We start from the raw sequence: 23,699 nt of genomic DNA on the forward strand, positions 1-23,699 counted from the left end.
GCCCCGCCGATGCGCGGGACGGCCCGAGACCGCTACCTGATTACGGACGCATCGCGTAGGCGCCGTCGTAGGACGCGACCTGCTGCCAGACCCGGTCGAACCGCGCGGTGTCGGCGACGGGGCTGCGCAGCGCGCCGATCGCCCATTCCCGCTGGCCCTCGGTCACCGAGGGCTTGCCGAGCAGGGCGGTGGCGTGGGTGTTGAAGTCGCGGATCTGGAAGTCGAAGATCTGGTCGAGCACATCACGGTCGAGCCCGGTGAGCTCGGCCTGCTCGAGGATCAGCTGGCCGTAGACCACCGTGGAGAACAGGTGGCCGATGGTCAGCATGAAGTCCAGGTCCTTCTGCTGGGCCGCGTCCGGCGCCGCGGTGAGCAGCAGGGTGCGCAGCGCCTGGGCCTGCTCGTAGAACCGGCCGACATTGGGCACGTCGGCGGCCTGCTCGTAGGCCGGGGTCCAGTCGGCGAACTGCACCTTGCCCGCGCCGCGCGCCGGACCCTGCTTCCAGAAGAACTCCTGGTCGCCCGGCACCAGGTCGGTGCCGATGGCCGGGTACTCCGCCGGGTTGAGCAGGTAGTTCGGCATGAACTTCAGGATCTGGCCCACGTTCACGTGCACCGTGCCCTCGAGCCGGGGCAGGTGGTTGATGTAGCGCGAGGCCTGCGCGAAGTAGGTGGCCTTCTCGAAGCCCTTGGCCGCCAGCACATCCAGCAGCAGGGTCATCGCGACCTCGCCCTCGGAGGTGACCTTGGACTTGGTCATCGGGTTGAACAGCAGGTAGCGGCGGTCCTCGAGCGAGGCGCTGCGGAAGTAGTCCACCGCGCGGTCGCTGAACAGCTTCATCGCGATCAGGCGCGCGTAGGCGTCGACGAAATTGCCGCGCACGTGGCCGAAGTCGGTGACCGGGTTGCCGTAGAGGATGCGGTTGTTGGCGTGGGTGATGGCCTCGAAGAACGAGTGCTCGACCATGCCGATGCTGCCGTGGCAGAGGTTGAACTTGCCGACGTTGACGGTGTTCAGCGCGGCCGAGAAGCCCTCGGGTCCTTCGTGCAGCACGTCGGCGGCGGTCACCGGGTAGTTCTCCAGCCGGAAGTGGCTGACGTACATCTGCCCGTGGATGACGCTCTCGACCAGGTGGTAGTTCTCGTGGCGGCTGTCGGCGGCGAACCAGATGTAGCCCTCCGGGCCCTCGACATCACCGCGCCGGGAGAACACCGACACCATCGAGGCCACGTTGCCGTTGCCGATGTAGTACTTCTCGCCGTTGGCGCGGAACAGGATTCCGGCCTCGGCGTCGGCGCTGCCCGGCTCGCTCGGGGTGAGGATCAGGTCGGTGTTGTAGATGTCGGCGCCGTGCTCACGCTCGGACAGCGCGAAGGCCATGACCTGGCCCGCGTCGAGGTCGGCGGCGGCCTTGCGCTTGGCGATCTCGTTGTCGCTCTGCCAGATCGGGCCCAGACCCAGGATGGTGACCTGCTCGGCGTACCAGTACGCGAGGCCGTAGAAGCCGAAGATCTCGGCCAGGGCCGCGTTGCGGGCGGCGTCCCAGCGCTTGTTCGGGTCGCCGTCGGCGTAGGCGGCCGGGGTGAGGAAGGTCGCGAACAGCTTCTCCTTCGCGACGAAGTCGAGGAACTCCTGGGTCCACACGGCGTCGCGGTCCTCGGCCAGCAACTGTGCCTTGCCCTTGGACTCGAACCACTCGATGGTGGCCCGCAGCAGCCGCCGCGTCTCGGCATCGAAGTGCTGCGGATCGTAGGTGGCGGGGTTGAACAGCAGGCTCGGCGAACTCGTCATGGAGCAAATTTAGCAGCGCCACACCGGACCATGGGCCCGTGACCTGCGGGTTTCCCCTACGTAGGCGTAGGTTGCCTTTCGACCCGGTCCGCGTCGGGGTGCTGCAGGCGGTGGCGGAATCGGGTCCGCTGCGCGCCGGGGAGATCGCCGAGCGCCTGGACGCGCTGCCCTCCTCGATCAGGTTGATCACCGACTGGGCGCAGGCGGGACCCACCCAGCAGCAGCGCGCGTCGAAGCGGCGCACCGGCGGGTTCGGCTGGAGCCGGGCCTGACCGTGGAAAGGACACAGTCATGGCAACCAACACCCCACTGAAGGTCGTCGTCGCCGGTGGCGGCATCGGCGGACTCGCGCTGGCCAACGGCCTGCGCCGGGCCGGCGTCGCGGTGAGCGTGCACGAACGCGAAGTGCGGCGCACGGATCGCCTGCAGGGCTTCCGTATCCACATCAACCCGCACGGCGCGGCGGCGCTGAGCGAGCTGCTCTCCCCCGCCCTGTTCGGCGCCTTCGTCGCGGCGGCGGGCAAGGGCGGCAACGGTTTCGGCTTCGTCACCGAGCAGTTCGACCGGCTGGTCGATTTCGCGGTCACCGACACCGCCGACGCGGCCGACGACCACTACGGCATCAGCCGGATCACGCTGCGACAGCTGCTGCTCGCCGATCTCGGCGACACGGTGCGCTACGGCAGCATGTTCGAACACTACGAGCATCGGCCCGACGGCCGGGTGGTCGCGTACTTCGCCGACGGCACCACCGAGGTCGGTGACGTGCTGGTCGGGGCCGACGGCGGCACCTCCCGGGTGCGCGCGCAGTACCTGCCGCACGCCGAGCGCGTGGACACCGGCATCGTCACCATCTCCGGCAAGTACCCGCTCACCGAGGCCACCCGCGCCCGCCTCGATCCGCGACTCCTGCGCCACCCGTGGAGTGTCATTCCGCCGCGCGGATGCGGAATGTTCCTCGCACCACACGAATTCACGCCCTCGGCCGTGCCCGCCGCCGACGGGCTACCGCCGGGACTGCTCTTCGACGACTCCCAGCCGTATGTCTTCTGGGCGTTCGCGGCCGAGCGAGCGCGCTTCGGCACCGATCTCACCGGACTCGCCCCGGCAGCGCTGCACACGATCGCGAACCGGATGACCGGCGGCTGGGCCCCGGAGCTGCGCCGCTTGGTCGCCGAATCCGATCCGGCCACAACGACACTCATCCCGATCAAGACCTCGGTCCCGGTCCCGCGCTGGACGCCCACGACCGTCACCCTGCTCGGCGACGCGATCCACAGCATGACCCCGTTCGCCGGTATCGGCGCGAACACCGCCCTGCGCGACGCCCAGCTGCTGTGCCGGATGCTCGTGGCCGCCGACCGCCGCGACCGCGGCCTGCTCGACGCCATCGGCGCCTACGAAGCCGCCATGACCGACTACGGCTTCGCCGCTGTCCGCACCTCGCTCGACACCGCCGAACGAGCCGTCGCCGACGGCAGGCTGGGCCGCCTGATGGGCAAGCTCGTACTCCGCGCGGCGGGCGCGGTGCCCGCGATGAAACGCAAGATGTTCGCCGACCTCGGCGCCTGACGCGCCGGGCCGCCGGTCGGCGTCAGATCATCAGTTCGCCGATCAGGCCGGTGCGGGTGCCGAGGAAACCGCCGGAGAGATCGAACTCGACCCGCAGTTCGTAGAGGCCGAAGTGGCCGAGCAGTAGCTGGGGTTCGCCGAAGGTGAGGGTGGGGACGCCGTGGCGGTCGAAGTAGCCGGCGACCATGGCCCGCATGGTGGCGTAGCGGCTGTCCGGGTCGGTCAGGGGGTGCAGCAGGGTCGCGGCGGTCTCGATGAGCTGGGCCGCCAGGTCCGGATCCGTGCCGGTCGTGCTCACCTCCTCGTCGGTGACGGCGAAGTAGCGCCAGCCCGTGCCGCCGGGAACGGCGGCCCAGCCCGCGGCGCCGCCCAGGTCGGCGGCCCCGGCGACGAGCACGGTCACGACATTGTCGGGGTGGATGGTGGCGCCGAGGTCGACGCGGTCCGCCGCCAGGTGCCCGGCACCGTGCTCGCCCGCCAGCCGGCGCAGCGCGGCCGTGCCCGCCCACTCCTGCGCGGCCCACTCCCAGACCTTCTGGTCGCCGTCGTAGCGACCGATCTCGCGGACGGCCACCGCCCGGCCGGGCACCTCGATCACGTCGAGATCGCCGTACATCGGCTGCCAGCGCAGGGTCGGCTGCGGGGCGGCGGCCGCGGCGCCGCGCAACGACCCGTGGCCGCCGACGGTGACCGCCGCGGCGGGCGCGAGGGCGGCGAGCAGGCTGTCCGGGAGGAACGGTGGGATGCGTTCGGGCCCACAGCCGGGCTCGGTGGCGGTGACCGTGCCGTGCGCGGCGTCGACGACCTCCGCGTCGACGAGCTGATCGGTGCGGTCGATGCGCGCGACCAGCCGCAGCCCGTCGGGCAGCTGGACCTCCAGCCCGTCGGCGATCTCGCGCACGGGCGCGTGGTGGCGGTGGGCGTAGCCGGCCACGACCGCCCTGGCTCCCCCGCCCGGCAGCATCTGGGCGGCGGCACGCACCAGCCCGGCCACCCGGCCCGGATCCGGCGCCGCGCACGGCACCTGCTCGTCGTCGACGACGAGGTAGGCGTAGGCGCGCCCGCCGTGGTTGAACTTGGTCATCCCGCGGGCGCCGAGCGCGCCGAGCGCGATGATCGACAGGTGGTCGGCGGCGAGCATCGGGTCGGGAAAGCCGGACAGGTCCACGACGCCCTCGGCGAATTCGGGGATGCCGTGCCGCAATCCGAGCTCACGCACCCGGGCCGAGGCCGCCACGCCCGGCAGTCCCGCCAGGGCGGGCTTGGCCCACGCCCACATGAAGGTCAGGTCCTCGGCGTAGGTGCCGATCTCACCGGAGCCGGTGAACTCCCGGTCGCCGATCCAGACCCGACCGGATCGGTGATCCACCCGGGTCGGCCCCGGCCGGATCTGCTCGTGAAATGCCGAATACTGCTCGATCGCCCCGCCGAGATAATCCCGGGCCAGCCGCGACAGCGAATCGCTGAACGTGTCCACCCGGACGAAACTATCAGCCCGCGGCGTCCCCCTCTCGGCGAGCGTACGAGCGGGGCATTCGTTGTGCCGCAGGGGCTTTCGCCGGCCCGATCGCGGCCGCCCGGAGCGGGCGCGATCGGGCCGGTCGAGGTCAGGCGCGGATCTTCGCGGTGACCGTGGCGACGGCGTCGGCGGCCGGGATCTCCTCGGCCTCGCCGGTCAGGCGGTTGCGCAGTTCGACCTTGCCGTCGGCCCAGCCGCGGCCGATCACCAGGATCCACGGCATGCCGAGCAGCTCGGCGTCCTTGAACTTCACGCCGGGCGAGGCGGTGCGGTCGTCGAAGAGGACCTCGAGGCCCTGCTTGTCCAGACCGGCCACGACCTGCTCGGCGCCCTCGCGCGCGGCGGCGTCCTTGTTGGCGATCACCACGTGCACGTCGAACGGGGCGACCTCGGCGGGCCAGCGCAGGCCCTTGTCGTCGTGCTGCTGCTCGGCGATCACCGCGACCATGCGGGACACGCCGATGCCGTAGGAGCCCATGGTGAGCCGGACCGGCTTGCCGTTCTCGCCCAGCACGTCCACGTCGAACGCGTCGGTGTACTTGCGGCCGAGCTGGAAGATGTGACCGATCTCGATGCCGCGCGCCGACACCAGCGCACCGGCGCCGTCGGGCGAGGGATCGCCGTCGCGGACCTCGGCGGCCTCGATGGTGCCGTCGGGGGTGAAGTCCCGGCCCGCGACCAGGCCGACCACGTGCTTGCCCGGCACGTCGGCGCCGGTGATCCACGCCGTGCCCTCGACGACGCGGGGGTCGACCAGGTAGCGGACACCGTTGGCCTGCAGCGACTTCGGGCCGATGTAGCCCTTCACCAGGAAGGGGTTGGCGGCGAAGTCGGCCTCGGTGAGCAGTTCCACCTCGGCGGGCTCCACGGAGGCCTCGAGCCGCTTGTCGTCGACCTCGCGGTCACCGGGGATGCCGATGCCGAGGATCTCGGTCTTGCCGTCCGGGTGGCGCAGCTTGACCATCACGTTCTTGAGGGTGTCGGCCGCGGTGACGGTGCGGTCGAGCACCTTCGCCTCGTTGGCCCAGTCGACCAGCGTCGCGATGGTGGGGGTGTTCGGGGTGTCGTACTCCACGGCGGCGGCCTGGCCGTCCAGGGGCAGCGGCGCGGGCGCGGGCGTGACCACCGCTTCCACGTTGGCGGCGTAGCCGGACTCGAGGCAGGTGACGTAGGTGTCCTCGCCGACGACGCTGCGCGCGAGGAACTCCTCGGAGGCGCTGCCGCCCATGGCGCCGGAGGTGGCGGCCACGATCACGTACTCGACCCCGAGGCGGTCGAAGATGCGCTGGTAGGCGGCGCGGTGGGTGGCGTAGCTGGTGGCGAGGCCGTCGTCGTCGAGGTCGAAGGAGTAGGAGTCCTTCATCACGAACTCGCGCCCGCGCAGGATGCCGGCGCGGGGGCGTTCCTCGTCGCGGTACTTGGCCTGGATCTGGTACAGCGTGACCGGCAGGTCCTTGTAGGAGTTGTACTCACCCTTGACGGTGAGCGCGAACAGCTCCTCGTGGGTGGGGCCGAGCAGGTAGTCGCCGCCCTTGCGGTCCTGCAGGCGGAACAGGGCGTCGCCGTATTCGGTCCACCGGTTGGTGGTCTCGTAGGGCTCGCGCGGCAGCAGCGCGGGCAGGGAGATCTCCTGGGCGCCGGTGGCGTCCATCTCCTGGCGCACCACGTCCTCGATGCGGCGCAGCGTGCGCAGACCCAGCGGCAGCCACGAGTACACGCCGGGGGCGACCCGGCGGACGTAGCCGGCGCGGACGAGCAGTTTGTGGCTGGGCACCTCGGCGTCGGCGGGATCGTCTCGCAGGGTGCGCAGGAACAGGCGGGAGAGGCGGGTGATCACGGATGCACAGGGTAGTCCCTGGTCCGGGGCGTCGTGCAAGCCGATATCCGTTCCGTGCCGCCCGCGGCCGGTCCGGGCGGCGGCGCCGGTACCGTTGTCGATCGTGCTGGTGCTGCTGCCTCCCTCCGAAACCAAGTCCGACGGCGGTTCGGATGCGCCCCTGAACCTCGACGATCTGGCCATGCCGCAGCTCACGGCGGTGCGCGACAAGCTGATCACCGAGGTGACCCAGCTCGCCGCCGACCCGGCCGCCGCGGCCGCGGTCCTCGGCCTGGGCAAGGGCGCCGACGCCGAGATCGCGCGCAACGCGAGCCTGCGCACCTCGGCGACCCGGCCCGCGCTCGAGCGCTACACCGGCGTCCTCTACGACGCGCTGGACGCGAAGGCGTTCACCAAGGCCCAGCGCGCGAAGGCGTACGCGCGCCTGGGGATCGGCTCGGCGCTGTTCGGCGCGGTCCGCGCGGCCGACCCCATCCCGGCCTACCGCCTCTCCGGCGGCACCAAGCTGCCCGGCCTGCCGACCCTGTCGGCGCTGTGGCGCGACGTGCTGCCCGACGCGCTCTACGCCGAGGCGGGCGGCGAGCTGGTGGTGGACCTGCGCTCGGGCACCTACCAGCAGCTGGGCCGGGTGCCCGACGCGATCACCGCCAACGTGCTCACCGAGCATCCGGACGGATCACGCACGGTGGTGAGTCATTTCAACAAGCATCACAAGGGCCTGCTGGCCCGGGCGCTCGTACTCACCCGGGCCGAGCCCACCGACATCCGCGCGGTGGCGCGGGTGGCGACCAAGGCCGGCTTGCGCGCCGAGATCGCCTCCCCCACCGAACTTCTCGTCATCACGCGGTAGCGGGGGCGCCCATCAGCTGGATGAGGTTGCCGCAGGTGTCGTCGAAGACGGCGGTGGTCACCTCGCCCATCGGCTGCGGCGGCTGGGTGAACAGCACGCCGCGGTCCGTCAGCCGGCGGTATTCGGCGTAGAGATCGTCGACGGTGAAGATCATGCACGGGATGCCGTCGGCGGTGAGCGCGGTCTTGTAGTTCTGCGCGATGGGGTTCTGGTCGGGTTCGAGCAGCAGCTGGGTGCCGTCGACGTCGGCGGGCGAGACCACGGTCAGCCAGTCGTGTTCGCCGAGCGAGACCCGGTCCTTGACCTGGAACCCGAGCACGTCGGTGTAGAACTTCTCGGCCTTGTCCTGGTCGTCGACGAAGATGCTGGTCACACCGATGCGGATCATGCGTCCTCCTGGGGGATCGGCCATCGCTCCGACACCGCGCGCAGTGGCGTGAAGTCGGCGTGATGGAACTTGTAGCGGCCCTGACGACGGGTGGTGACCAGCCCGGCGGCCTCGAGCATGCCCAGATGCTGGGTGATCGCCTGCCGCGAGGAACTGATCCCGTGCCTGGTGACGAGCTTGGCGCACAGCTCGAACAGAGTCTGCCCGTCGCGCTCGGCCAATTCGTCCAGGAGCGCGCGCCGTGTCGAATCCGCCAGCGCGGTGAAGATGTCGGTCACGGTGCGCTCCTCCCGTCGTCTCCCCTCGGACAATAGGCAAGCTACTACTTGCATGTCAACCGTTGCCGCAGGTGGGCGGCTCAGGGGGCGCAGCCTGCGTCCCCGTCCGCCACCCCCGGCAGGCCTATCCGGCGCGCCAGGTGCGAGCCGCCGCGAGCAGCCGGGCGCGGACCAGGTCCACGTGCGGGCGCGGCGGCGCGCCCACGCGGCGGGCCAGGAAGCCGGTGTTGATGGGCGGGTCGGCCGGATCGAGCAGCGGCACGAGGATGCCCTCGGCGAGTTCGCGGGCGCACAGGTAGCGCGGCAGCACACTGATCCCGGCCCCGGCGGCCACGGCGGCCAGGACCGCGCGCAGGTCCGGCACGATCAGCGCGGGCGCGGTCTCCAGGCGGGTCTCGAACACGTGCCGCCAATAGCGGCGCAGGATCGGCAGATCCGCGGCATAGCTCACGATCGCGAGCCCGCGCAGCGCGCCGGGCCCGTCGGCGGCCAGCAGCCCCGAGTCGATGCGTTCTGCCACGGCGGGCGCGGCCACGAGCACGAACTCCTCGTCGGCCAGCGGCTCGGCCAGCACCGTCCGCCCGCGCGGGCGCGCCGTGGCGATGACCAGATCCATTGTCCCCGAACGTAATCCGGCCAGCAGTTCGTCGGTGAGCCCGGTCCGGACGACGAGCCGGACCCCGTCGGCGACCAGCGGCGCGAGCGCGGGCAGCACCTGCACGGCGAGTTGCTCGGCGGGCCCGCCCAGCAGCACCGGCGGTTCGGGCGGGACCGGCCGGTCCGGGCCGGGACCGCCGATCACCGCTTCGAGCGCGTCGAGCGGCCCGCTCACCCTGGCCGCGAGCTCGTGTCCGGCGGCCGTGGGTGCCACGCCCCGCGGCAGCCGCTCGAACAGCGGCGTGCCCAGATGCCGTTCGAGGGCCTGGACCTGGGTGGTGACCGTGGGCTGGGACAGCCCCACCTGGGCGGCGCCCGCGGTGAGCGATCCGGTGCGATGGACCGCCAGGAAGGTGCGCAACTGCACCAGATCCATCGAGCCATCGGCTGTCCTATGTCTCATATCGACCATCCTATTGGTCAGCGGATGCCGCCGTCCCTAGCGTGGATATCGCGACCCGATGATCGCGACCGCAACCGTGGAATGGAGAAGGAATCCGATGGCACACATCCTGTTCGTCCTGACCGGCGCCGATCACTGGACCCTGGCGGACGGCACCCGGCACCCCACCGGGTTCTGGGCCGAGGAGTTCGCCGCGCCGTACGAGGCGTTCACCGGCGCCGGGCACACCGTCACCGTGGCGACCCCGGGCGGTGTCGTCCCGCCGGTCGACCGGGCCAGCCTGGCCGCCGACGCCAACGGCGGCGCCGAGCGCGCGGCCGCGATCGCGCGCGTCCTGGACGACGCCGCCCCGCTGCGGCAGCCGATCGCGCTCACCGAGGTCGACCTCGCCGATTACGACGCCGTCTTCTACCCCGGCGGCCACGGCCCGATGGAGGACCTGGCCGTGGACCAGATCTCGGGCAAGCTCCTCGTCGACGCACTGGCCTCCGGCAAGCCGCTCGGTGTGGTGTGCCACGCGCCCGCCGCGCTGCTGGCCACCGTCGACGCCGCGGGCTCCTCGCCGTTCGCGGGCTACCGAATCGCCGCGTTCAGCAATGCCGAGGAGACGCAGGCCGGCTTCGCCGACAAGGCGAAGTGGCTGCTGCAGGACCAGCTGGTCGCGCTCGGCGCCGACTACCGCGAGGGTGAGCCGTGGGCGCCGCACATCGAGGTCGACCGCACTCTCTACACCGGGCAGAACCCGGCCTCCTCGGCGGTGCTCGCCACGGAGATGCTCGGCGCGCTCTGAGCCGTGCGTGGCGGGCCCGCCCGGGTCCGCCACGCCCGTCGCCGGGCCTTGTGGTGCGGACCACAGGCTTCTACTGTTCGCCAGGTGAAACCCCGCCGTTCGACGAAGCACCTCCTGCGGACCCTCGCCACGAGCGCCGCGCTCGTCGCCCTGCCCCTGGCGCCCGCCCATGCCGAGCCCACCGCCCCGGGCGGCGCGACCTATGTGGCGCTCGGCGATTCCGGCGCCGCCACCACCGGCGCCGCGAACCTCGACCTGTCGGCGCCGCTGCGCTGCGTGCGCTCGACGACCAACGCGCCCAAGCTCGTCGCCGCACGGCTGGGCCTCGCCTTGGACGACCGGACCTGCAGCTCCGCGAAGATCCCCGACCTCACTGCCGCCCAGATGCCCGGTGTCGGACCACAATTCGACGCGCTGGGTACCGCGACGCAGATCGTCACCCTGCACATCGGCGCCAACGACGCCGACATGACCCGGTTCATCCTGGGCCAGTGCCACGCGGGCGCGGTCACCGGTGGGTGCGCGGCGAAGGCGGATCCGGAGTGGGACAGCGAAATCGACGCGATCGCCCCCGCCTACGCGGCAGCGCTGGTCGAGATCGCCCGCCGCGCACCACACGCCACGGTGTTCGTCGACGGCTGGCCCACCTACCTGGGCGACAGCAGCTGCGCGGCGATGCTGGGACTGCTCCCGGCTGACGCCACCTACATCCAGGCCAAGTTCGCGCGGCTCAATGCCGTTGTCGCGCGGGAGGCCACCGCGCACGGCGCGATCTATGTCGACACCGTCGACGCCTCCCCCGCGCTCGGCATGTGCGCCGACCCCGCCGTGCGCTGGTTCGACCCGCTGGTCGCCGACCAGACCCTGCTCCCCTATCACCCCACCCTGGCCGGTCAGCGCGGCGTGGCCGAGCTCCTGGTGGCCGCCATCGATGCGAGCGGCGCGCTCAGCCGGTGAGCTGGGCCAGCTCCTCCGCCAGGTTCGCCCGCGCCCGCTCCTCGTAGCGGGCCCGCGCCGCCGGAGTCCGGTACAGCACCGGCTGATTCGCGAGGGTGCGCAGCACCGCGGCCCGGCCCGCGCGGAACAGGTCGTCGGGCACGTGGGCGTATTCGGTGCGCACGGCGGTGGCGTAGCCGGCGTAGGTCTCCGGATCGCTGCCGAGCACCACCAGGTCGGCGTCGCACAGCACCGCGCCGTTGGCGTCACCCGCCTCGGAGTCGTGGCCCCTGGTGAGCAGCACCAGCCGCACCACCTCGGCCACGACCTCCGGCGCGGCGCCGAGGGATTCGAGGACGTCACGGGCCAGGTCGGCGCTGCGCTCCTCGTTGTCGGCCCGGTCCACGGCGTAGATGGCGTCGTGGAAGAAGGCGGCGTAGCGCACCGCGACGATATCGGCGGCGCTGTCGGCCAATTCGTCGATGGCGTCGAGCATCGCGCGCAGGTGCGCGAGCGTGTGATAGTGGCGGTGCGGTTCGGCGTAGCGGGCGATGATCCCGGCTCCGAGCTGGGCGGAGTCCGGGCCGGCCAGAGCGGTCCAGCGGTCGAGCAGATCCAGTGACGACAGCGTCATGCCCACCAGTGTCGGCGGACTCGGCTTCCCCGACAACCTTTTTCGCTGTGACGGAATGCACCCGCCCTGCCCCGCGTTGTCCGGGAACGTGACCGATACCGCCGTACTCTCCGACGACCTGAAGTCCTACCTCGACGAGGAGAAGGTCTACGCGACCGTCGCCACGCTCGGGGCCAACGGGCATCCGCACCTGACCGTGGTCTGGATCAAACGCGAAGGCGACGAGCTGCTGTTCTCCACCACCGTCGACCGGCAGCAGGCCAAGAACCTGGTGCGCGATCCGCGCGTCACGGTGATGGTGAACCCACCCGACCGGCCCTTCCTCTACGCCGAGATCCGCGGCACCGCCACCACCACCCCGGATCCGGAGCGGGCGCTGCCCGACGAGATGTCGCTGAAGTACACCGGCAAGCCGTATCGCGAGTTCAATCCGGCCTCGGTGCACGACGGGGAGCGCGTCGTGGTCCGGGTCACCCCGCACCGGGTCGCTGGACGGCTCTGAGCGCGACGGCCCGGCGGAGTCAGCTCCGCTGGGCCTCGTCCTGCGCGTGCTGGGCCTGCACCAGCTGCTGCGGGGTGAATCGCAGGGTGAGCGCGACCAGTGCGGCGAGCACCGCGAGCCCCGCGCACACCAGCAGCACCAGGGTGTAGCCGCTGTTGAGGGCGTCGATCTCCGCGTCGGTCATGTCGGCGGCGCGGCCGTCGCGCCCGCCCAGGGACAACGTGCGCGAGGCCGCGATCGGGCTCAGCAGGCCGATCGCGATCGGGGTAGCCAGGTTCATGAACATCTGCCCGACCGCCGAGAGCGGTCCGATGTTCGACGGCGGCACCCCGACCAGCACACACAGCGGGGCCAGCACCATGGCGACGCCGACACCGAAGCCGATCACCAGCAGCAGCGCCAGCAGCGTCGGCAGGTACTGCACGTGCCGGTCCAGCGTGGAGCCGAACAGCAGACCGCAGGCGAGCACGACCGCGGCCGCCGACAGCAGCCAGCGCGGCGCGATCACCAGCGCCGCCTTGGAGGCCACCGCGCCGCCGACGCCGATGCCGATGGTAAACGGGATCGAGGCGACGCCGGCCTGCAGCGGGCTGTAGCCGAGCACGTTCTGCAGCAGCTGGGCGACGAAGAACGTCATCGCGCCCAGCACCGCCCCGGCCAGGAAGATCAGCGCGAAGGTGGCCACGCGATCGCGGCTGTCGAACAGCGACCACGGCAGCAGCGGATCGGACTCGCGGCGTTCGGCCAGCACGAAGATCACCAGCAGCGCGAACCCGCCGATCAGCGAGCCGAGGATGATCGGGCTGTCCCAGCCCATCGCGGGCCCCTCGGTGGCGCCGAACACGATCGTCGCGCAGGCCAGGGTGCCGAGAATGGCGCCCTTGATGTCGAGCGGGGTGCGGTGGTGCGCGGTGTCGGTGAGCTTGTAGACCGCGCCGAGCACGATCAGCGCGCCGATGGGCACGTTGATCAGGAAGATCCAGCGCCAGGAGAACTCGGTGAGCGCACCGCCGACCACCAAGCCGCCGACCGAGCCGATCCCCGCCATCGACCCGACGATCGCGATCGCCTGGTTGCGGGCGGGTCCGGGCGCGAAGGTGGTGGCGACCAGCGCGAACGCGGTCGGGGCCGCGATCGCGGCGCCCGCGCCCTGGAAGGCGCGCGAGATCAGCAGCATCGCCTCGCCGGTGGCCAGGCCACAGGCCAGCGAGGCCGCGGTGAACAGGCCGACACCGTAGATCAGCATGCGTTTGCGGCCGAACGCGTCACCGAGCCTGCCGCCGAGCAGCATCAGCCCGGCGAAGGTCAGACCGTAGGAGGTCACCGTCCACGCGCTGCCCGAACTGGACAGCCCCATCTCCTCCTGCAGCCGCGGCAGCGCGAAGATCACGACGGTGCCGTCGAGCACGACCATGAGCTGCAGGCCGCTCAGTACGAGGATGGCCAGGCCGAAGGCCCGCTTCGTCACCGGATACTGCATCGTCGCAGCGGGTTTCTCGAGCACAACGGGGCAGTGTAGTTGGCGCGGTGGCAACGCGCGGGTGCGCGGCCCATGGAGCTAGTCCAGCCCGAAACCCGCCGTCGGGCCGATGACGATGATCGCGGGCGGCCGGATGCCCTCGGCCTTGACCTTCTCGGCGACGGTCGCCAGATCGGCCCGGACGACCCGCTGGGTGCGCAATGTGCCCTCCTGGACCACCGCGGCCGGGGTGTCGGCCGGGCGGCCGCCGGCGAGCAGGGCCTCGGCGAACTTGTCGATCCGCTCCACCGCCATCATCAGCACCAGGGTGCCGCGCAGCTTGGCCAGCGCCGACCAGTCGACCAGCGAGTCGGGGTGATCGGGCGCGACGTGCCCGCTGACGACGACGAACTCGTGGGTGACGCCGCGATGGGTCACCGGGATGCCCGCGGCGCCCGGCACCGAGATGGGACTGGTGACGCCGGGCACCACCGTCACCGGGATGCCGGCCTCGGCGCAGGCTTCGAGCTCCTCGTAGCCGCGGCCGAACACGTACGGGTCGCCGCCCTTGAGCCGGACGACGAACTTGCCCGCCTTGGCCCCCTCCACGAGCGCGAGGTTGATCGCCTCCTGCGCCATCGAGCGGCCGTACGGGATCTTCGCGGCGTCGATCACCTCGACGTGCGGCCCCAGCTCGGCGAGCAGCTCCGGCGGTGCCAGCCGGTCGGCGACCACCAGGTCGGCACGGGCCAGCAGCCTGCGGCCGCGCACGGTGATCAGGTCCGGGTCGCCGGGACCGCCGCCGACCAGGGCGACACCGGGGGTCACCGGTTCCGAATCGTCGGTCACCACACCGGATTGCAGCGCCTCGAGCAGCCCGTTGCGCACCGCGGCCGAGCGCCGGTGCGCGCCACCGGCCAGCACGCCGAGGGTCAGCCCGTCGTAGCGGGCGGTGGCGGGGGTGACGGCGGTGCCGTCGCGGGCGATGTCGGCGCGCACGCAGAAGATCCGCTTGGCGGTGGCCTCGGCGACCACGGCGGCGTTGGTCTCGGGTTCGTCGGTGCAGGCCATGGCGTACCAGGCGTCGTCGAGGTCGCCGTCGGCGTAGGCGCGCAGTTCGACGCTGAGTTGCCCCGCGGTCGCCATGCCCTCGACGGCCGGGGTGACGGCCTTGCTGATCACGTGGACGTCGGCCCCGGAGGCGACGAGCAGCCCGAGCCGGCGCTGGGCGACGGTGCCACCTCCGACCACCACGACTCTGCGCCCCCGCAGATCGAGCCCGACCAGGTAGTTCGGGTCGCCGGCGGGCGGGGTCGCTGCGGTGTCAGACGTGTTCGGCACAGTGGCCCAGCCTAGTTCCTGGTCGGCCCGGCGCCGAACGGGCCCGCCGTGAGCGGCCGGTCCGGGTGGTGCCGCCGGGACCGCGCCCGTGCGCCCGAGCGGCGCGCACCGGACGGCTCAGCCGACGTACGGATTGTTCTGCACCCACCGGAAGCCGGTACCGCGCAACGGGAAACTGTCCAGGTCGAGCCGGGTCAGGGTGAGCGTGACCGGACGGCCGTCGAGCTCGCCCCGCAGTGCCAGCCGGTCCTCGGCGGGCCGGTCGACGACGAAGGTCGTGACGGCGGCGGGCGCCTCGCCCGGTGCCGTCGGCGCCGCGGTGAGGGTCATCGTGTGCGCCTCGGTGTCGAAGGCCGCGACCACGGGTACGACGGTGTCGTCCATCCGCTGGTAGCCGGCCGATCCCGCGTCCACGATCAGGCGCTGCCAGCGCAGCGGATCGGTGGCCAGCGGCGGGACCGGGGTCGCGTCGGCGGTGAACTCGGTGACCTCCCAGATCCCGTACAGCTCGGGTTTCGGCGCGCCCCCGCCGTATTCGGTCCACGACTGCGAGCCCAGGTACACACAGCCCGCCACCACCCACAGCCCGGCCGCCACCTGCACTACGCTCGCCCACCGGTTCCGGCGCGGCGAGTCGAACAGCGCGGGCTGTGTCATCGGGCCCGAATCACGTTCCAGCACCAGGACATTCGCCAGCCGCCGCGCCTGCGGGGCGAGCAGGACCAGGCTCATCAGCAGCAGGTGCCCGGACAGCATCTTCACCGGCACGTCGAAGGTCAGATTGAGCAGGAACACCTGAGCCATGCTGATCACACTCAGCATCGCGCCCAGCGTGGCGGTACGCGGCCAGAACAGCAGCAGGCCCGCGACCACCTCGGCGGCGCCCAGCGACATCTCGTAGGCGGGCGAGGAGCCCACCTGGGTCCACAGCATCGCCATCGGGCTCAGGTCACCGACCCGGGTCAGCAGGGTGGTCAAGGCCGGCTCGGGCATCTGGGTGGGGATGAGCTTGGCGAAACCGTAGAACAGCATCTGCCCGCCGACACACAGCCGCAGCACGGTGAGGAACCAGCTCCACAGCCGCGGGTAGGCGCGCCTGCGCCGGTCCAGCACCGACCACACCGCCGTGATCAGCACCGCCGCCACCAGCACCAGCCCGCACTGGATCCAGATCGCGGCCTGATCGCCGCTGCCGTTCATGGTCAGCTCGGCCTGCACGCCGAACACGTGCTCGCCGATCCAGCGGCTGACCGGCGCGAGGGACAGCATCTGCCACGCGACGGCGTCCTCGGGCAGCTGCAGCGCGAACACGCCGAGGAAGACGAAGCTGATCTGGGCCATCCACAGGCAGAACAGGCCCAGGTAGCCGACACTGAACCGGAAGGCGAGCCGGGTCAGCGGATGCCAAGTCGGCGACGGTGGCGGCGGGCTCGCGATCTCGTCGTGCGCGCGCTCCATGGTCACGGCGGTCAACCCTGCCTCCTCGTCGAGTTCGATTGCTACCGAAGCTAATCGGTGTCGTGGCCGGGCGCTTCCGGGAAAACCCCGATCTTCGGGGTGTCAACCCTGAATCTCACTGACCGACTGGCGCCTTACATTCCCACCGGCCATCCGGTACGCCGGTACGGAACGTGTTTCAACTTCCGACAGGGGTACCCGCATATGTCCGATGATCCGGACCTCACCGCGCAACAGTCGCTCACCGTCACCGAGCGTGATCTCGACGAACTCGCCGAGCAGTTGTCGCAGTGGCTGTCCGGCAAGGTCGGCGCGGACACCCCGCCGAAGGTCGGCAATCTGAGCAAGCCCGCCACCGGCGGCATGTCGAGCACCACCATCCTGTTCGACGCCGAATGGACCGCGGCCGACGGCACCGACGGTGGCTCCTTCGTGCTGCGGATGGCGCCCGAGGACGGCTCGTTCCCGGTCTTCGAGTCCTACGATCTGCCGCTGCAGTACCAGGTGATGGCGGGGGTGGCCACGGCCTCCGATGTCGCCGTGCCGGTGCTGCGCTGGCTCGAGACCGACGAGTCGGTGTTCGGTTCGCCGTTCCTGGTAATGGAGAAGGTCGAGGGGCGGGCCCCCTCGGACAACCCGCCGTACGTGTTCTTCGGCTGGCTGTTCGACGCCACCGCGGCCGAGCGCGAGCTGATCGCCGACGCGACCGTCGACGTGATCGCCCGCGTGCACGCCATCGACGACATCACCGCGCGGTTCCCGCTGCTCGACGGCGAGGGTTCGGCACTGCGCAGGCACTTCGCGGCCCAGCGCGCCTGGTACCGGTGGGCGCTCACCGACGACGGCGTCGAGATCCCGCTGATCGAGCGGACCTTCGACTGGCTCGAAGCCCACTGGCCCGCCGAGACCGGCCCCGACGTGCTGAACTGGGGCGACGCCCGCCCGGGCAACATCCTGTTCGACGGGTTCGCCCCCGCCGCGGTGCTGGACTGGGAGATGGCCACCTTCGGCCCGCGCGAACTGGACCTGGGCTGGGTGATCTTCATCCACCGCTTCTTCCAGGACATCGCCACCCGCTTCGACCAGCCCGGCCTGCCCGACTTCCTGCGCCGCGACGCGGTGGTGGCGAAATATCAGGAGCTGACCGGGCATACGGTCCGCGACCTGGACTTCTACATCATCTACGCGGCGCTGCGGCACGCCATCGTGATGGCCCGGATCAAGCGCCGGATGATCCACTTCGGCGAGGACACCGTGCCCGCCGAGCTCGACGACTACGTGATGCACCGGCTCAGCCTCGAGGCACTGCTCGACGGCACCTACGAGTGGGACTGACAGGAGAACGACGATGACCGCGATCATGCCCGTCCCGCTGGACGAGTACCCCGTCCACCAGACCCCGCTGTCGCTGGCCCGGGTGGCCACCAGCGACCGCAACTTCTACGACCGCTACTACTTCAACGCCTTCGACCCGGCCGGTGACACCATGCTGATCACCGGGTTCGGCGTGTACCCGAACCTGGGCGTGGTGGACGCGTTCGCCACCGTGCGCCACGGTGATCGCCAGCGCAGCGTGCGTTTCTCCGACGCACTGACCGCCCGCGATCTGACCACCGCGGTGGGCGGCTACCGGATCGAGGTGATCGAGCCGCTGCAGCGGCTGCGGGTGGTGTGCGAGCACGACGATCTCGCCTTCGACCTCACCTGGACCGGCGCGCATCCGGCCGTGCAGGAGCAGCCGCACCTGATCCTGTCGGGCACCAGGCCGATCATCGAGGCGTCCCGCTTCGCCCAGCTGGGGTCCTGGTCGGGCACGCTCGCCGTGGACGGCCGCGACTACACCGTCGACCCGGCCACGTGGACCGGCAGCCGCGACCGCTCCTGGGGCATCCGGCCCTCCGGTGAGCCGGAGCCGCCCGGCCGTGCCGCGGCCGAGGGCGCGGGCGGGTTCTGGTGGCTGTACGCGCCGCTGCGGTTCGACGACTTCGCCATCGTGGTGATCGTGCAGGAGGAGCCCGACGGCACCCGCACCCTCAACAACGCGGTGCGGATCTGGCACGACGGCCGCAAGGAACAGCTGGGCTGGCCACGCATGCACTGGACCTACGAGTCCGGCACCCGCCACCCGAAGTCGGTGCGGCTGGACATGACCACCCCCGACGGCAAGCCGCTCGAGGTCGAGATCGAATCCCGCCCCGGCATCGCCCTGCACGTGGGCTGCGGCTACGGCCCCGACCCGGACTGGACCCACGGCCGCTGGATGGGCCGGGACTGGTCGCTGTCGAGCGACTACGACCTCACCGATCCCGCGATCGTCGGCCGTACCCCGTACGGCGTGATCGACCACATCGGCTACGCCCGCTGCGGCGACGCCGAGGGCTGGGGCCTGTTCGAGCACGCCTCGATGGGCCGCCACGACCCCACCGGTTTCGCCGACTGGTCTTCGGTAGCCCCCTGACGGGCTCCGCCATTCGCGCGAGATGAAGGCGCCGCCGCGACAACGAGGTCGCGGCGGCTCCGACTCTTCTGGCTCCGAAAGCTCAGGCGGCCGTGGCGAAGTCGGCCAGCAGCGACGGGACGGCCGCGTCGAAACCGGCCACGTCGAGCATGCCCGCGTCGTCGGGATCGGCGATGCTGAACTTCGTCGCGGTCATGCCGACCACCACGAGCTTGGCCCCCGGGTTCACCTCCCGGCGGTAGCGGGCCAGTGCCTGGTGCGGGTGCACCGACCCCGCCCACGTCTCGTTGTCGGTGTACACCGAGAACACGTCCACCTCGATGCCCTGCTCCAGCGCGTGCAGGATGGGCAGCGAGCAGTCGGTCCCGCCGAACGGCAGCCCCGAGACCGCGCGCACGGCGTCGTCGAGACGCTGCCGGGGCGAGATCGCCAGGGTGGACAGGTTCCGCGCGCCCTGCCAGCCGTCCTTCGTCGAGGTGAAGCCGACGATCTGGTGGCGCGGCTCGGTGCGCGCGGTGACCAGGGCCAGCGCGGCCGAGGCCTCGCGCGCCGACAGCGGCAGCCCGCTGATCGACGCGGTCATCGACCCGGACACGTCCAGTGCCAGCAGGTGCCGCAGCCCGGTCGGCCGCACGGTCTCGAACGCCGCGTAGAACGCGGAGTCGAGCGCGTCGACCACCGGCGCCGACGGCGTCCAGGTGCCCGCGCCGCGCGCTGACCGCCCGGCGGCGTAGGTGCGCAGCGCGACCAGCACCGCCACCGGGTGCACCCGGGCCTTGCGCAGCCGGTCCGCGTCGGTGAGCTGCGCGCAGATCGCGGCGGTGCGCGACCCGAGCGGGTCGAGCAGGCCGAGCCGGGTCAGGCGCGGCAGCTGCCGCAGCAGCGCGGTCTGCGGAATGCCGTTGTCCAGCAACGCCTCCCACACCTCCGGCGCGCTCAGCGCGGCGTCGGGCAGCATCTCCCAGCTGAGCCGGTACGCACGCACCAGCTCCGGGATCCGCGCCACCGGTGCCGTCTGGGCCTGCTGGAAGCCGTCGACCAGGGCGAGGCCGTCGAGGTCGGGGGTGCGCCCGCAGATCCAGTCGAACAGCCTGCGCCGCTCGTCCTCGGTGGCCGCCGGGTGGGCCAGGCGCAGCAGATCGCGGTGCGTCCAGCCTTCGCGCTGCCGGTACTTGACCACCTGGTACGCCAGGTCGGCGACCGGCTTGTCCAGGTACCAGCTCGCGACGGCGCGCGACAGCCCGCGGCCCCAGCCACGGAACTGCTCGGCGTACCCGGCGAACAGGAACAGGTGGGTGCCGGTGCGGGCGACCAGCGGCAGCGCGGCGAGCGCGGCCCGTCGGCCGTCGACATCGCCGAGCGACGCGGCGGCGGCGAGCGCGAACAGCGCCGGGTTCGGGCGCGGCGCTCGGCCGGTGGTGGAGATCTCGACGATCTCGCGCACCAGCTCGGCGGTGTGCTCGGCGGCGTAGTCGACCAGGAAGTCGGCGTTGTCGGCGGTGAGCGCCGCGGCGTTCACGTAGTAGGTGCCGGATTCCGTGCCGAGCGTGAGGAATCGGCGCACCCGCGCCTGCGGGCTGATCTCGAAGACGTACCCGCCCGCGTTGTTGGCCACCTGCCGGGCATCGGCAGGGCTGGTCTGCGGCGTGCTGCGCCGGGAAAAGCGCGACAGAATGTTCATGGTTCCCCCTCCGATACGAGTACCGGCGTCATGGTTTTCGGCCCCGGGACCCACCGGGGCGTGTGACGGCGCGCGGAGCGGACGGACGTGTGTGCCCGGCCGGAGAACGGGAATCGCTTCCCGCCGCAGGGCTCGAACCTGCTGGACCATGGGTCCTTACCAGATAACCGACCGAATCCGGTCCGTCCTGCTCGGCGTCGCCGCAGAGGCACAGCGGGCGTGTGTGTCCCGACCGGAAGGTGCTCTACCAGGCTGAGCTACCACCACCATGCGGTGGTGGACAGGATTCGAACCTGCGACATCCCCATCCCGAGTGGTAACCGACCGGATCCGGTCCGCCGTGCGTCTGCTGAAGATGACGGTACGCGGACGACGTGATCTTGCCCAGCGATTTAATTCCCGCCACCGGCCACCGTCGCCACGGCCACCACGACCCCGCCGACAACCGTTCGCCCACACACGAGTTCACCCCGCCCCACCAGCAGCGCCGCCGCCTCGGCCACCGACGGCGTCCCCACGGCCCGAACCACCCTGGGCGACCGCTGCGGCGTATCGATCTCGGCCAATTCCTCGGCACGACAGGCGATCACCGGGACGCCGAGCACATCCGCCGCCGACAGGAGACCCGCTTCCGCTGCACGACGATCGATCGTGGCCAGACCGGTCACCGTGACAGCGGCCGCACCGACGACCGCGTCGATGGCGCGAGTAATCGTCTCGGCGCCGGTCCCCGGCCGGAGACCGAGCCCGACAACCACCCGAACCCGGTCCCGCCCCGCGGCGGTCGCGGCCTGGTCCAGACATGTGGCCCCGATCGCCGAGCCACTGGCCCGCGAGTCGGCTACTCGCTCCGCAGCCACAGGCGAGTCCGACGCCGGGTCGTCGATCGGCGGCGGGCTGGTGGCAGGCGGCGGTGTCGAGGCGGGCGGCGGCGTCGCCGCGTTCTTGTCGCGGATCTGGCGGATCGCGGCTGTCGCGTCGGAGTCGTCGACCCGCTCGGTCATCGCCGCGGGTTCATCGGGCGACGTGGCGGGCGGCGGTGACGAAGCGGGCGATGGCGTCGGGGTTTCCGGCGGGGTGGGTGTGCAGGTAGGAGGCGTGGACCTGGCGGAGGACCGCGCCTTCGGTGCGGGATTCTGGTGCGCGCCAGCCCCAGGCGGCGGCCTCGGGGCCGGTGCGGGTGAGGCGGGTGCGGTGGAATTCGTGGCCGCGGACACGGGCGCCCGCCCGCCAGAGGACGGAGTCGTGCAGGGCGACGGCGTCGCGGTAGCCGAGGGTGAGGCGGGGGCCGAAGGCGGCGTCGGCGTCCAGGACGCCCGCCATCGGGTGGCCGTCGAGGGTGCGGGTCAGGTAGAGCAGGCCGGCGCATTCGGCGTGGATCGGCAGGTCGCGCGCGGCGCCCTCGGCCACGGCGGCGCGCAGCTTCTCGTTGGCCGACAGCGCCCCCGCGTGTTCCTCCGGAAACCCGCCGGGCAGCACCAATCCCGCAGTGCCCTCGGGCAATTCATCCGTCAGCGGGTCGAACACGACGACCTGGGCGCCCGCCGCGACCAGAAGTTCGCGGTGTTCGGCATACCCGAAGGTGAACGCCGGCCCACCCGCCATCGCGATCAGCGGACCCCCACCGGCCGCGCCGCCCGACTCCCCCGCGTGCTCCTCGCGGGCAGCAGGTTCGGCCGCCGCGGCCAGCTCGGCCACGGGATCCCAGGCCGGTCCCCGCACCGATCCGCCCGCCAAGGCGACGATGGCCCGTAAGTCGATGTGGGCGGCGACGAGGTCGGTCATGGCGTCGACGGCCGCGGTGGCGGCGGTGCCGTGTTCGACGGCGGGGATCAGGCCCAGATGCCGTGAGGGGACTTCCAGTTCGGCCATCCGGGGCAGCGCGCCGAGCACGGGAATCCCGACCCGGTCGCAGGCCGCGCGCAGGACCTGCTCGTGGCGTTCGCTGCCGACACGATTCAGGATCACCCCGCCGAGCCGGACCGAGGAGTCGAAGGTGGCGAAGCCGTGCAGCAGGGCGGCGAGGCTCTGGGAGTGGCCGCGCGCGTCGACGACCAGCACGACGGGCGCGCCGAGCAGGCTCGCGACCTGCGCGGTGGATCCCTCGGCGACCGCTTCGGTCCGGTTCTCGTCGATCCGCCCGTCGAACAGGCCCATCACGCCCTCGACGACGGCGATATCGCAGCCCTGCGCGCCGTGCCGATACAGCGGCACCACCCGATCCTCGCCCACCAGCACGGGATCCAGGTTGCGCCCCGGTCGTCCGGCCGCGAGCCCGTGGTAGCCGGGGTCGATGTAGTCCGGGCCCACCTTGAACGGCGCCACCCGATGCCCGGCCCGCCGCAGCGCGCCGATCAGGCCGGTGGCCAGCGTCGTCTTACCGCTGCCGGACGCCGGGGCGGCGATCACCACGGCGGGTGCGCTCACGACCGCACCCCCACAGCAGTCACCATTCGATGCCGCGCTGGCCCTTGCGGCCCGCGTCCATCGGGTGCTTCACCTTGGTCATCTCGGTGACCAGGTCGGCCGCGTCGACGAGTGCCTGGGGTGCGTCGCGGCCGGTGATCACGACGTGCTGGTTGCCGGGGCGGTGGGTCAACGTCTCGACGACCTCGTCGACATCGACCCAGCCCCACTTCAGCGGGTAGGTGAACTCGTCGAGGACGTAGAAGCGGTGCTGTTCGGCGGCCAGCCTGCGGGAGATCTCCTGCCACCCCGACAGCGCGGCGGCGGCGTGGTCCTCCTCGGTGCCGTGCTTGCGGGTCCAGGACCAGCCCTCACCCATCTTGTGCCACTCGACCGCGCCCCCTGCGCCGGTCTGCTCGTGCAGGGTGCCCAGCGTACGGAAGGCGGCTTCCTCGCCGACCTTCCACTTGGCGCTCTTCACGAACTGGAACACGGCCACGTCGAAGCCCTGGTTCCAGGCCCGCAGTGCCATCCCGAACGCCGCGGTGGACTTCCCCTTGCCGGGTCCGGTGTGCACGGCCAGCACCGGCTGATTGCGCCGCTGCCGCGTGGTCAGCCCGTCCTCCGGCACGACCTCGGGAACACCCTTGGGCACGAGCCCTCCTCCTTCTCGGCACCGACGCACCGTTCCACGGCCCGTCCGGACCATCTGTCTCCCGGCACGCCGCACGACCACGG

22 protein-coding genes are annotated in these 23,699 nt (G+C 71.6%); 8 read left to right on the forward strand and 14 right to left on the reverse strand.

Going from position 1 to position 23,699, the window contains the following annotated elements:
* Positions 1-40: 40 nt before the first annotated feature.
* Entirely contained in the window at positions 41-1,792 is a 1,752-nt protein-coding gene (locus EL493_RS26060; RefSeq protein ID WP_019048107.1) for an acyl-CoA dehydrogenase family protein, read from the reverse strand.
* 71 nt (positions 1,793-1,863) lie between these two features.
* Between EL493_RS26060 and EL493_RS26065 the strand changes: the two genes are divergently transcribed.
* On the forward strand, positions 1,864-2,064 hold the full coding sequence (locus EL493_RS26065; protein WP_022565620.1) for a helix-turn-helix domain-containing protein: 201 nt from the start codon (positions 1,864-1,866) through the stop codon (positions 2,062-2,064).
* 19 nt (positions 2,065-2,083) lie between these two features.
* Complete coding sequence (locus EL493_RS26070; protein ID WP_019048109.1) at positions 2,084-3,364, forward strand: FAD-dependent oxidoreductase; 1,281 nt, start codon at positions 2,084-2,086, stop codon at positions 3,362-3,364.
* Positions 3,365-3,386: 22 nt separating this feature from the next.
* Here EL493_RS26070 and EL493_RS26075 read toward each other — a convergent pair whose 3' ends face one another.
* Positions 3,387-4,841, reverse strand: a complete 1,455-nt coding sequence (locus tag EL493_RS26075; RefSeq protein ID WP_019048110.1) for a DUF6882 domain-containing protein — start codon at positions 4,839-4,841, stop codon at positions 3,387-3,389.
* 130 nt (positions 4,842-4,971) lie between these two features.
* Positions 4,972-6,720 carry a proline--tRNA ligase gene (locus tag EL493_RS26080; RefSeq protein ID WP_019048111.1) on the reverse strand — a complete coding sequence of 583 codons (1,749 nt, stop codon included), beginning with the start codon at positions 6,718-6,720 and terminating at the stop codon, positions 4,972-4,974.
* 103 nt (positions 6,721-6,823) lie between these two features.
* Here EL493_RS26080 and yaaA point away from each other — a divergent pair, with 103 nt between their 5' ends.
* Complete coding sequence (gene yaaA / locus EL493_RS26085) at positions 6,824-7,570, forward strand: peroxide stress protein YaaA (RefSeq protein ID WP_030202866.1); 747 nt, start codon at positions 6,824-6,826, stop codon at positions 7,568-7,570.
* On the opposite strand, the gene EL493_RS26090 is transcribed toward yaaA, so the two are convergent.
* From EL493_RS26090 to EL493_RS26100, 3 genes are all read right to left on the reverse strand, one after another.
* Positions 7,560-7,955 (reverse strand): VOC family protein, encoded by a 396-nt coding sequence (locus EL493_RS26090; protein WP_030202867.1) that lies wholly within the window; start codon positions 7,953-7,955, stop codon positions 7,560-7,562. The two genes, yaaA and EL493_RS26090, sit on opposite strands and share 11 nt — an antisense overlap.
* A complete protein-coding gene (locus EL493_RS26095) occupies positions 7,955-8,236 on the reverse strand; it encodes an ArsR/SmtB family transcription factor (RefSeq protein ID WP_019048114.1) in 282 nt (93 codons plus the stop codon). The genes EL493_RS26090 and EL493_RS26095 overlap by 1 nt, the downstream gene beginning before the upstream one ends.
* 124 nt (positions 8,237-8,360) lie before the next feature.
* Positions 8,361-9,296 (reverse strand): LysR family transcriptional regulator, encoded by a 936-nt coding sequence (locus tag EL493_RS26100; RefSeq protein WP_030202868.1) that lies wholly within the window; start codon positions 9,294-9,296, stop codon positions 8,361-8,363.
* A gap of 97 nt (positions 9,297-9,393) precedes the next feature.
* Between EL493_RS26100 and EL493_RS26105 the strand changes: the two genes are divergently transcribed.
* Together EL493_RS26105 and EL493_RS26110 are read left to right on the forward strand one after the other, a co-directional pair.
* Positions 9,394-10,086, forward strand: a complete 693-nt coding sequence (locus tag EL493_RS26105) for a type 1 glutamine amidotransferase domain-containing protein (RefSeq protein ID WP_019048116.1) — start codon at positions 9,394-9,396, stop codon at positions 10,084-10,086.
* Positions 10,087-10,170: 84 nt separating this feature from the next.
* Complete coding sequence (locus EL493_RS26110) at positions 10,171-11,043, forward strand: SGNH/GDSL hydrolase family protein (protein WP_019048117.1); 873 nt, start codon at positions 10,171-10,173, stop codon at positions 11,041-11,043.
* Here EL493_RS26110 and EL493_RS26115 read toward each other — a convergent pair.
* Positions 11,033-11,656, reverse strand: a complete 624-nt coding sequence (locus EL493_RS26115; RefSeq protein ID WP_019048118.1) for an HD domain-containing protein — start codon at positions 11,654-11,656, stop codon at positions 11,033-11,035. The genes EL493_RS26110 and EL493_RS26115 overlap by 11 nt on opposite strands.
* On the opposite strand from EL493_RS26115, the gene EL493_RS26120 reads away from it, so the two are divergent.
* Positions 11,655-12,158, forward strand: coding sequence for a PPOX class F420-dependent oxidoreductase (locus tag EL493_RS26120; RefSeq protein WP_022565617.1), 504 nt, complete (start codon positions 11,655-11,657; stop codon positions 12,156-12,158). The two genes, EL493_RS26115 and EL493_RS26120, sit on opposite strands and share 2 nt — an antisense overlap.
* 19 nt (positions 12,159-12,177) lie before the next feature.
* On the opposite strand, the gene EL493_RS26125 is transcribed toward EL493_RS26120, so the two are convergent.
* The 3 genes from EL493_RS26125 to EL493_RS26135 all read right to left on the reverse strand — a co-directional run bounded on the left by EL493_RS26125 (position 12,178) and on the right by EL493_RS26135 (position 16,431).
* Positions 12,178-13,638, reverse strand: a complete 1,461-nt coding sequence (locus EL493_RS26125; RefSeq protein ID WP_019048120.1) for an MFS transporter — start codon at positions 13,636-13,638, stop codon at positions 12,178-12,180.
* Between the two features lie 78 nt (positions 13,639-13,716).
* A complete protein-coding gene (gene cobA, locus EL493_RS26130; RefSeq protein ID WP_019048121.1) occupies positions 13,717-14,958 on the reverse strand; it encodes a uroporphyrinogen-III C-methyltransferase in 1,242 nt (413 codons plus the stop codon).
* A 117-nt stretch (positions 14,959-15,075) separates the two neighbouring features.
* On the reverse strand, positions 15,076-16,431 hold the full coding sequence (locus EL493_RS26135) for a hypothetical protein (RefSeq protein ID WP_019048122.1): 1,356 nt from the start codon (positions 16,429-16,431) through the stop codon (positions 15,076-15,078).
* Positions 16,432-16,620: 189 nt separating this feature from the next.
* On the opposite strand from EL493_RS26135, the gene EL493_RS26140 reads away from it, so the two are divergent.
* Both EL493_RS26140 and EL493_RS26145 read left to right on the forward strand, forming a co-directional pair.
* Positions 16,621-17,751 carry a phosphotransferase family protein gene (locus tag EL493_RS26140; protein ID WP_019048123.1) on the forward strand — a complete coding sequence of 377 codons (1,131 nt, stop codon included), beginning with the start codon at positions 16,621-16,623 and terminating at the stop codon, positions 17,749-17,751.
* Positions 17,752-17,764: 13 nt separating this feature from the next.
* The gene (locus EL493_RS26145; RefSeq protein ID WP_019048124.1) at positions 17,765-18,874 is read left to right on the forward strand and encodes a hypothetical protein; all 1,110 of its coding nucleotides are present in this window, start codon (positions 17,765-17,767) and stop codon (positions 18,872-18,874) included.
* A gap of 82 nt (positions 18,875-18,956) precedes the next feature.
* On the opposite strand, the gene EL493_RS26150 is transcribed toward EL493_RS26145, so the two are convergent.
* The 4 genes from EL493_RS26150 to cobO all read right to left on the reverse strand — a co-directional run bounded on the left by EL493_RS26150 (position 18,957) and on the right by cobO (position 23,616).
* On the reverse strand, positions 18,957-20,555 hold the full coding sequence (locus EL493_RS26150; RefSeq protein WP_019048125.1) for a TROVE domain-containing protein: 1,599 nt from the start codon (positions 20,553-20,555) through the stop codon (positions 18,957-18,959).
* 392 nt (positions 20,556-20,947) lie between these two features.
* Complete coding sequence (locus EL493_RS26155; RefSeq protein ID WP_019048126.1) at positions 20,948-21,559, reverse strand: cobalamin biosynthesis protein; 612 nt, start codon at positions 21,557-21,559, stop codon at positions 20,948-20,950.
* A 10-nt stretch (positions 21,560-21,569) separates the two neighbouring features.
* Positions 21,570-22,982 carry a cobyrinate a,c-diamide synthase gene (locus EL493_RS26160; RefSeq protein ID WP_019048127.1) on the reverse strand — a complete coding sequence of 471 codons (1,413 nt, stop codon included), beginning with the start codon at positions 22,980-22,982 and terminating at the stop codon, positions 21,570-21,572.
* A gap of 19 nt (positions 22,983-23,001) precedes the next feature.
* Positions 23,002-23,616: a cob(I)yrinic acid a,c-diamide adenosyltransferase gene (gene cobO, locus EL493_RS26165; RefSeq protein ID WP_019048128.1), complete on the reverse strand. Its 615-nt coding sequence runs from the start codon at positions 23,614-23,616 to the stop codon at positions 23,002-23,004.
* Between the last annotated feature and the right edge of the window lie 83 nt (positions 23,617-23,699).

Origin of the sequence: Nocardia asteroides (genome assembly GCF_900637185.1) — a bacterium.
Lineage (GTDB): Bacteria > Actinomycetota > Actinomycetes > Mycobacteriales > Mycobacteriaceae > Nocardia > Nocardia asteroides.

Bases quoted from the DNA above. Each gene is read 5' to 3' on its own strand.
- EL493_RS26060 (WP_019048107.1), bottom strand. From the start codon at position 1,792: ATGACGAGTTCGCCGAGCCTGCTGTTCAACCCCGCCACCTACGATCCG.
- EL493_RS26070 (WP_019048109.1), top strand. From the start codon at position 2,084: ATGGCAACCAACACCCCACTGAAGGTCGTCGTCGCCGGTGGCGGCATC.
- EL493_RS26100 (WP_030202868.1), bottom strand. From the start codon at position 9,296: ATGAGACATAGGACAGCCGATGGCTCGATGGATCTGGTGCAGTTGCGC.
- EL493_RS26105 (WP_019048116.1), top strand. From the start codon at position 9,394: ATGGCACACATCCTGTTCGTCCTGACCGGCGCCGATCACTGGACCCTG.
- EL493_RS26120 (WP_022565617.1), top strand. From the start codon at position 11,655: ATGCCCACCAGTGTCGGCGGACTCGGCTTCCCCGACAACCTTTTTCGC.
- EL493_RS26115 (WP_019048118.1), bottom strand. From the start codon at position 11,656: ATGACGCTGTCGTCACTGGATCTGCTCGACCGCTGGACCGCTCTGGCC.
- EL493_RS26125 (WP_019048120.1), bottom strand. From the start codon at position 13,638: ATGCAGTATCCGGTGACGAAGCGGGCCTTCGGCCTGGCCATCCTCGTA.
- EL493_RS26140 (WP_019048123.1), top strand. From the start codon at position 16,621: ATGTCCGATGATCCGGACCTCACCGCGCAACAGTCGCTCACCGTCACC.
- EL493_RS26145 (WP_019048124.1), top strand. From the start codon at position 17,765: ATGACCGCGATCATGCCCGTCCCGCTGGACGAGTACCCCGTCCACCAG.
- EL493_RS26150 (WP_019048125.1), bottom strand. From the start codon at position 20,555: ATGAACATTCTGTCGCGCTTTTCCCGGCGCAGCACGCCGCAGACCAGC.
- EL493_RS26155 (WP_019048126.1), bottom strand. From the start codon at position 21,559: ATGACCGAGCGGGTCGACGACTCCGACGCGACAGCCGCGATCCGCCAG.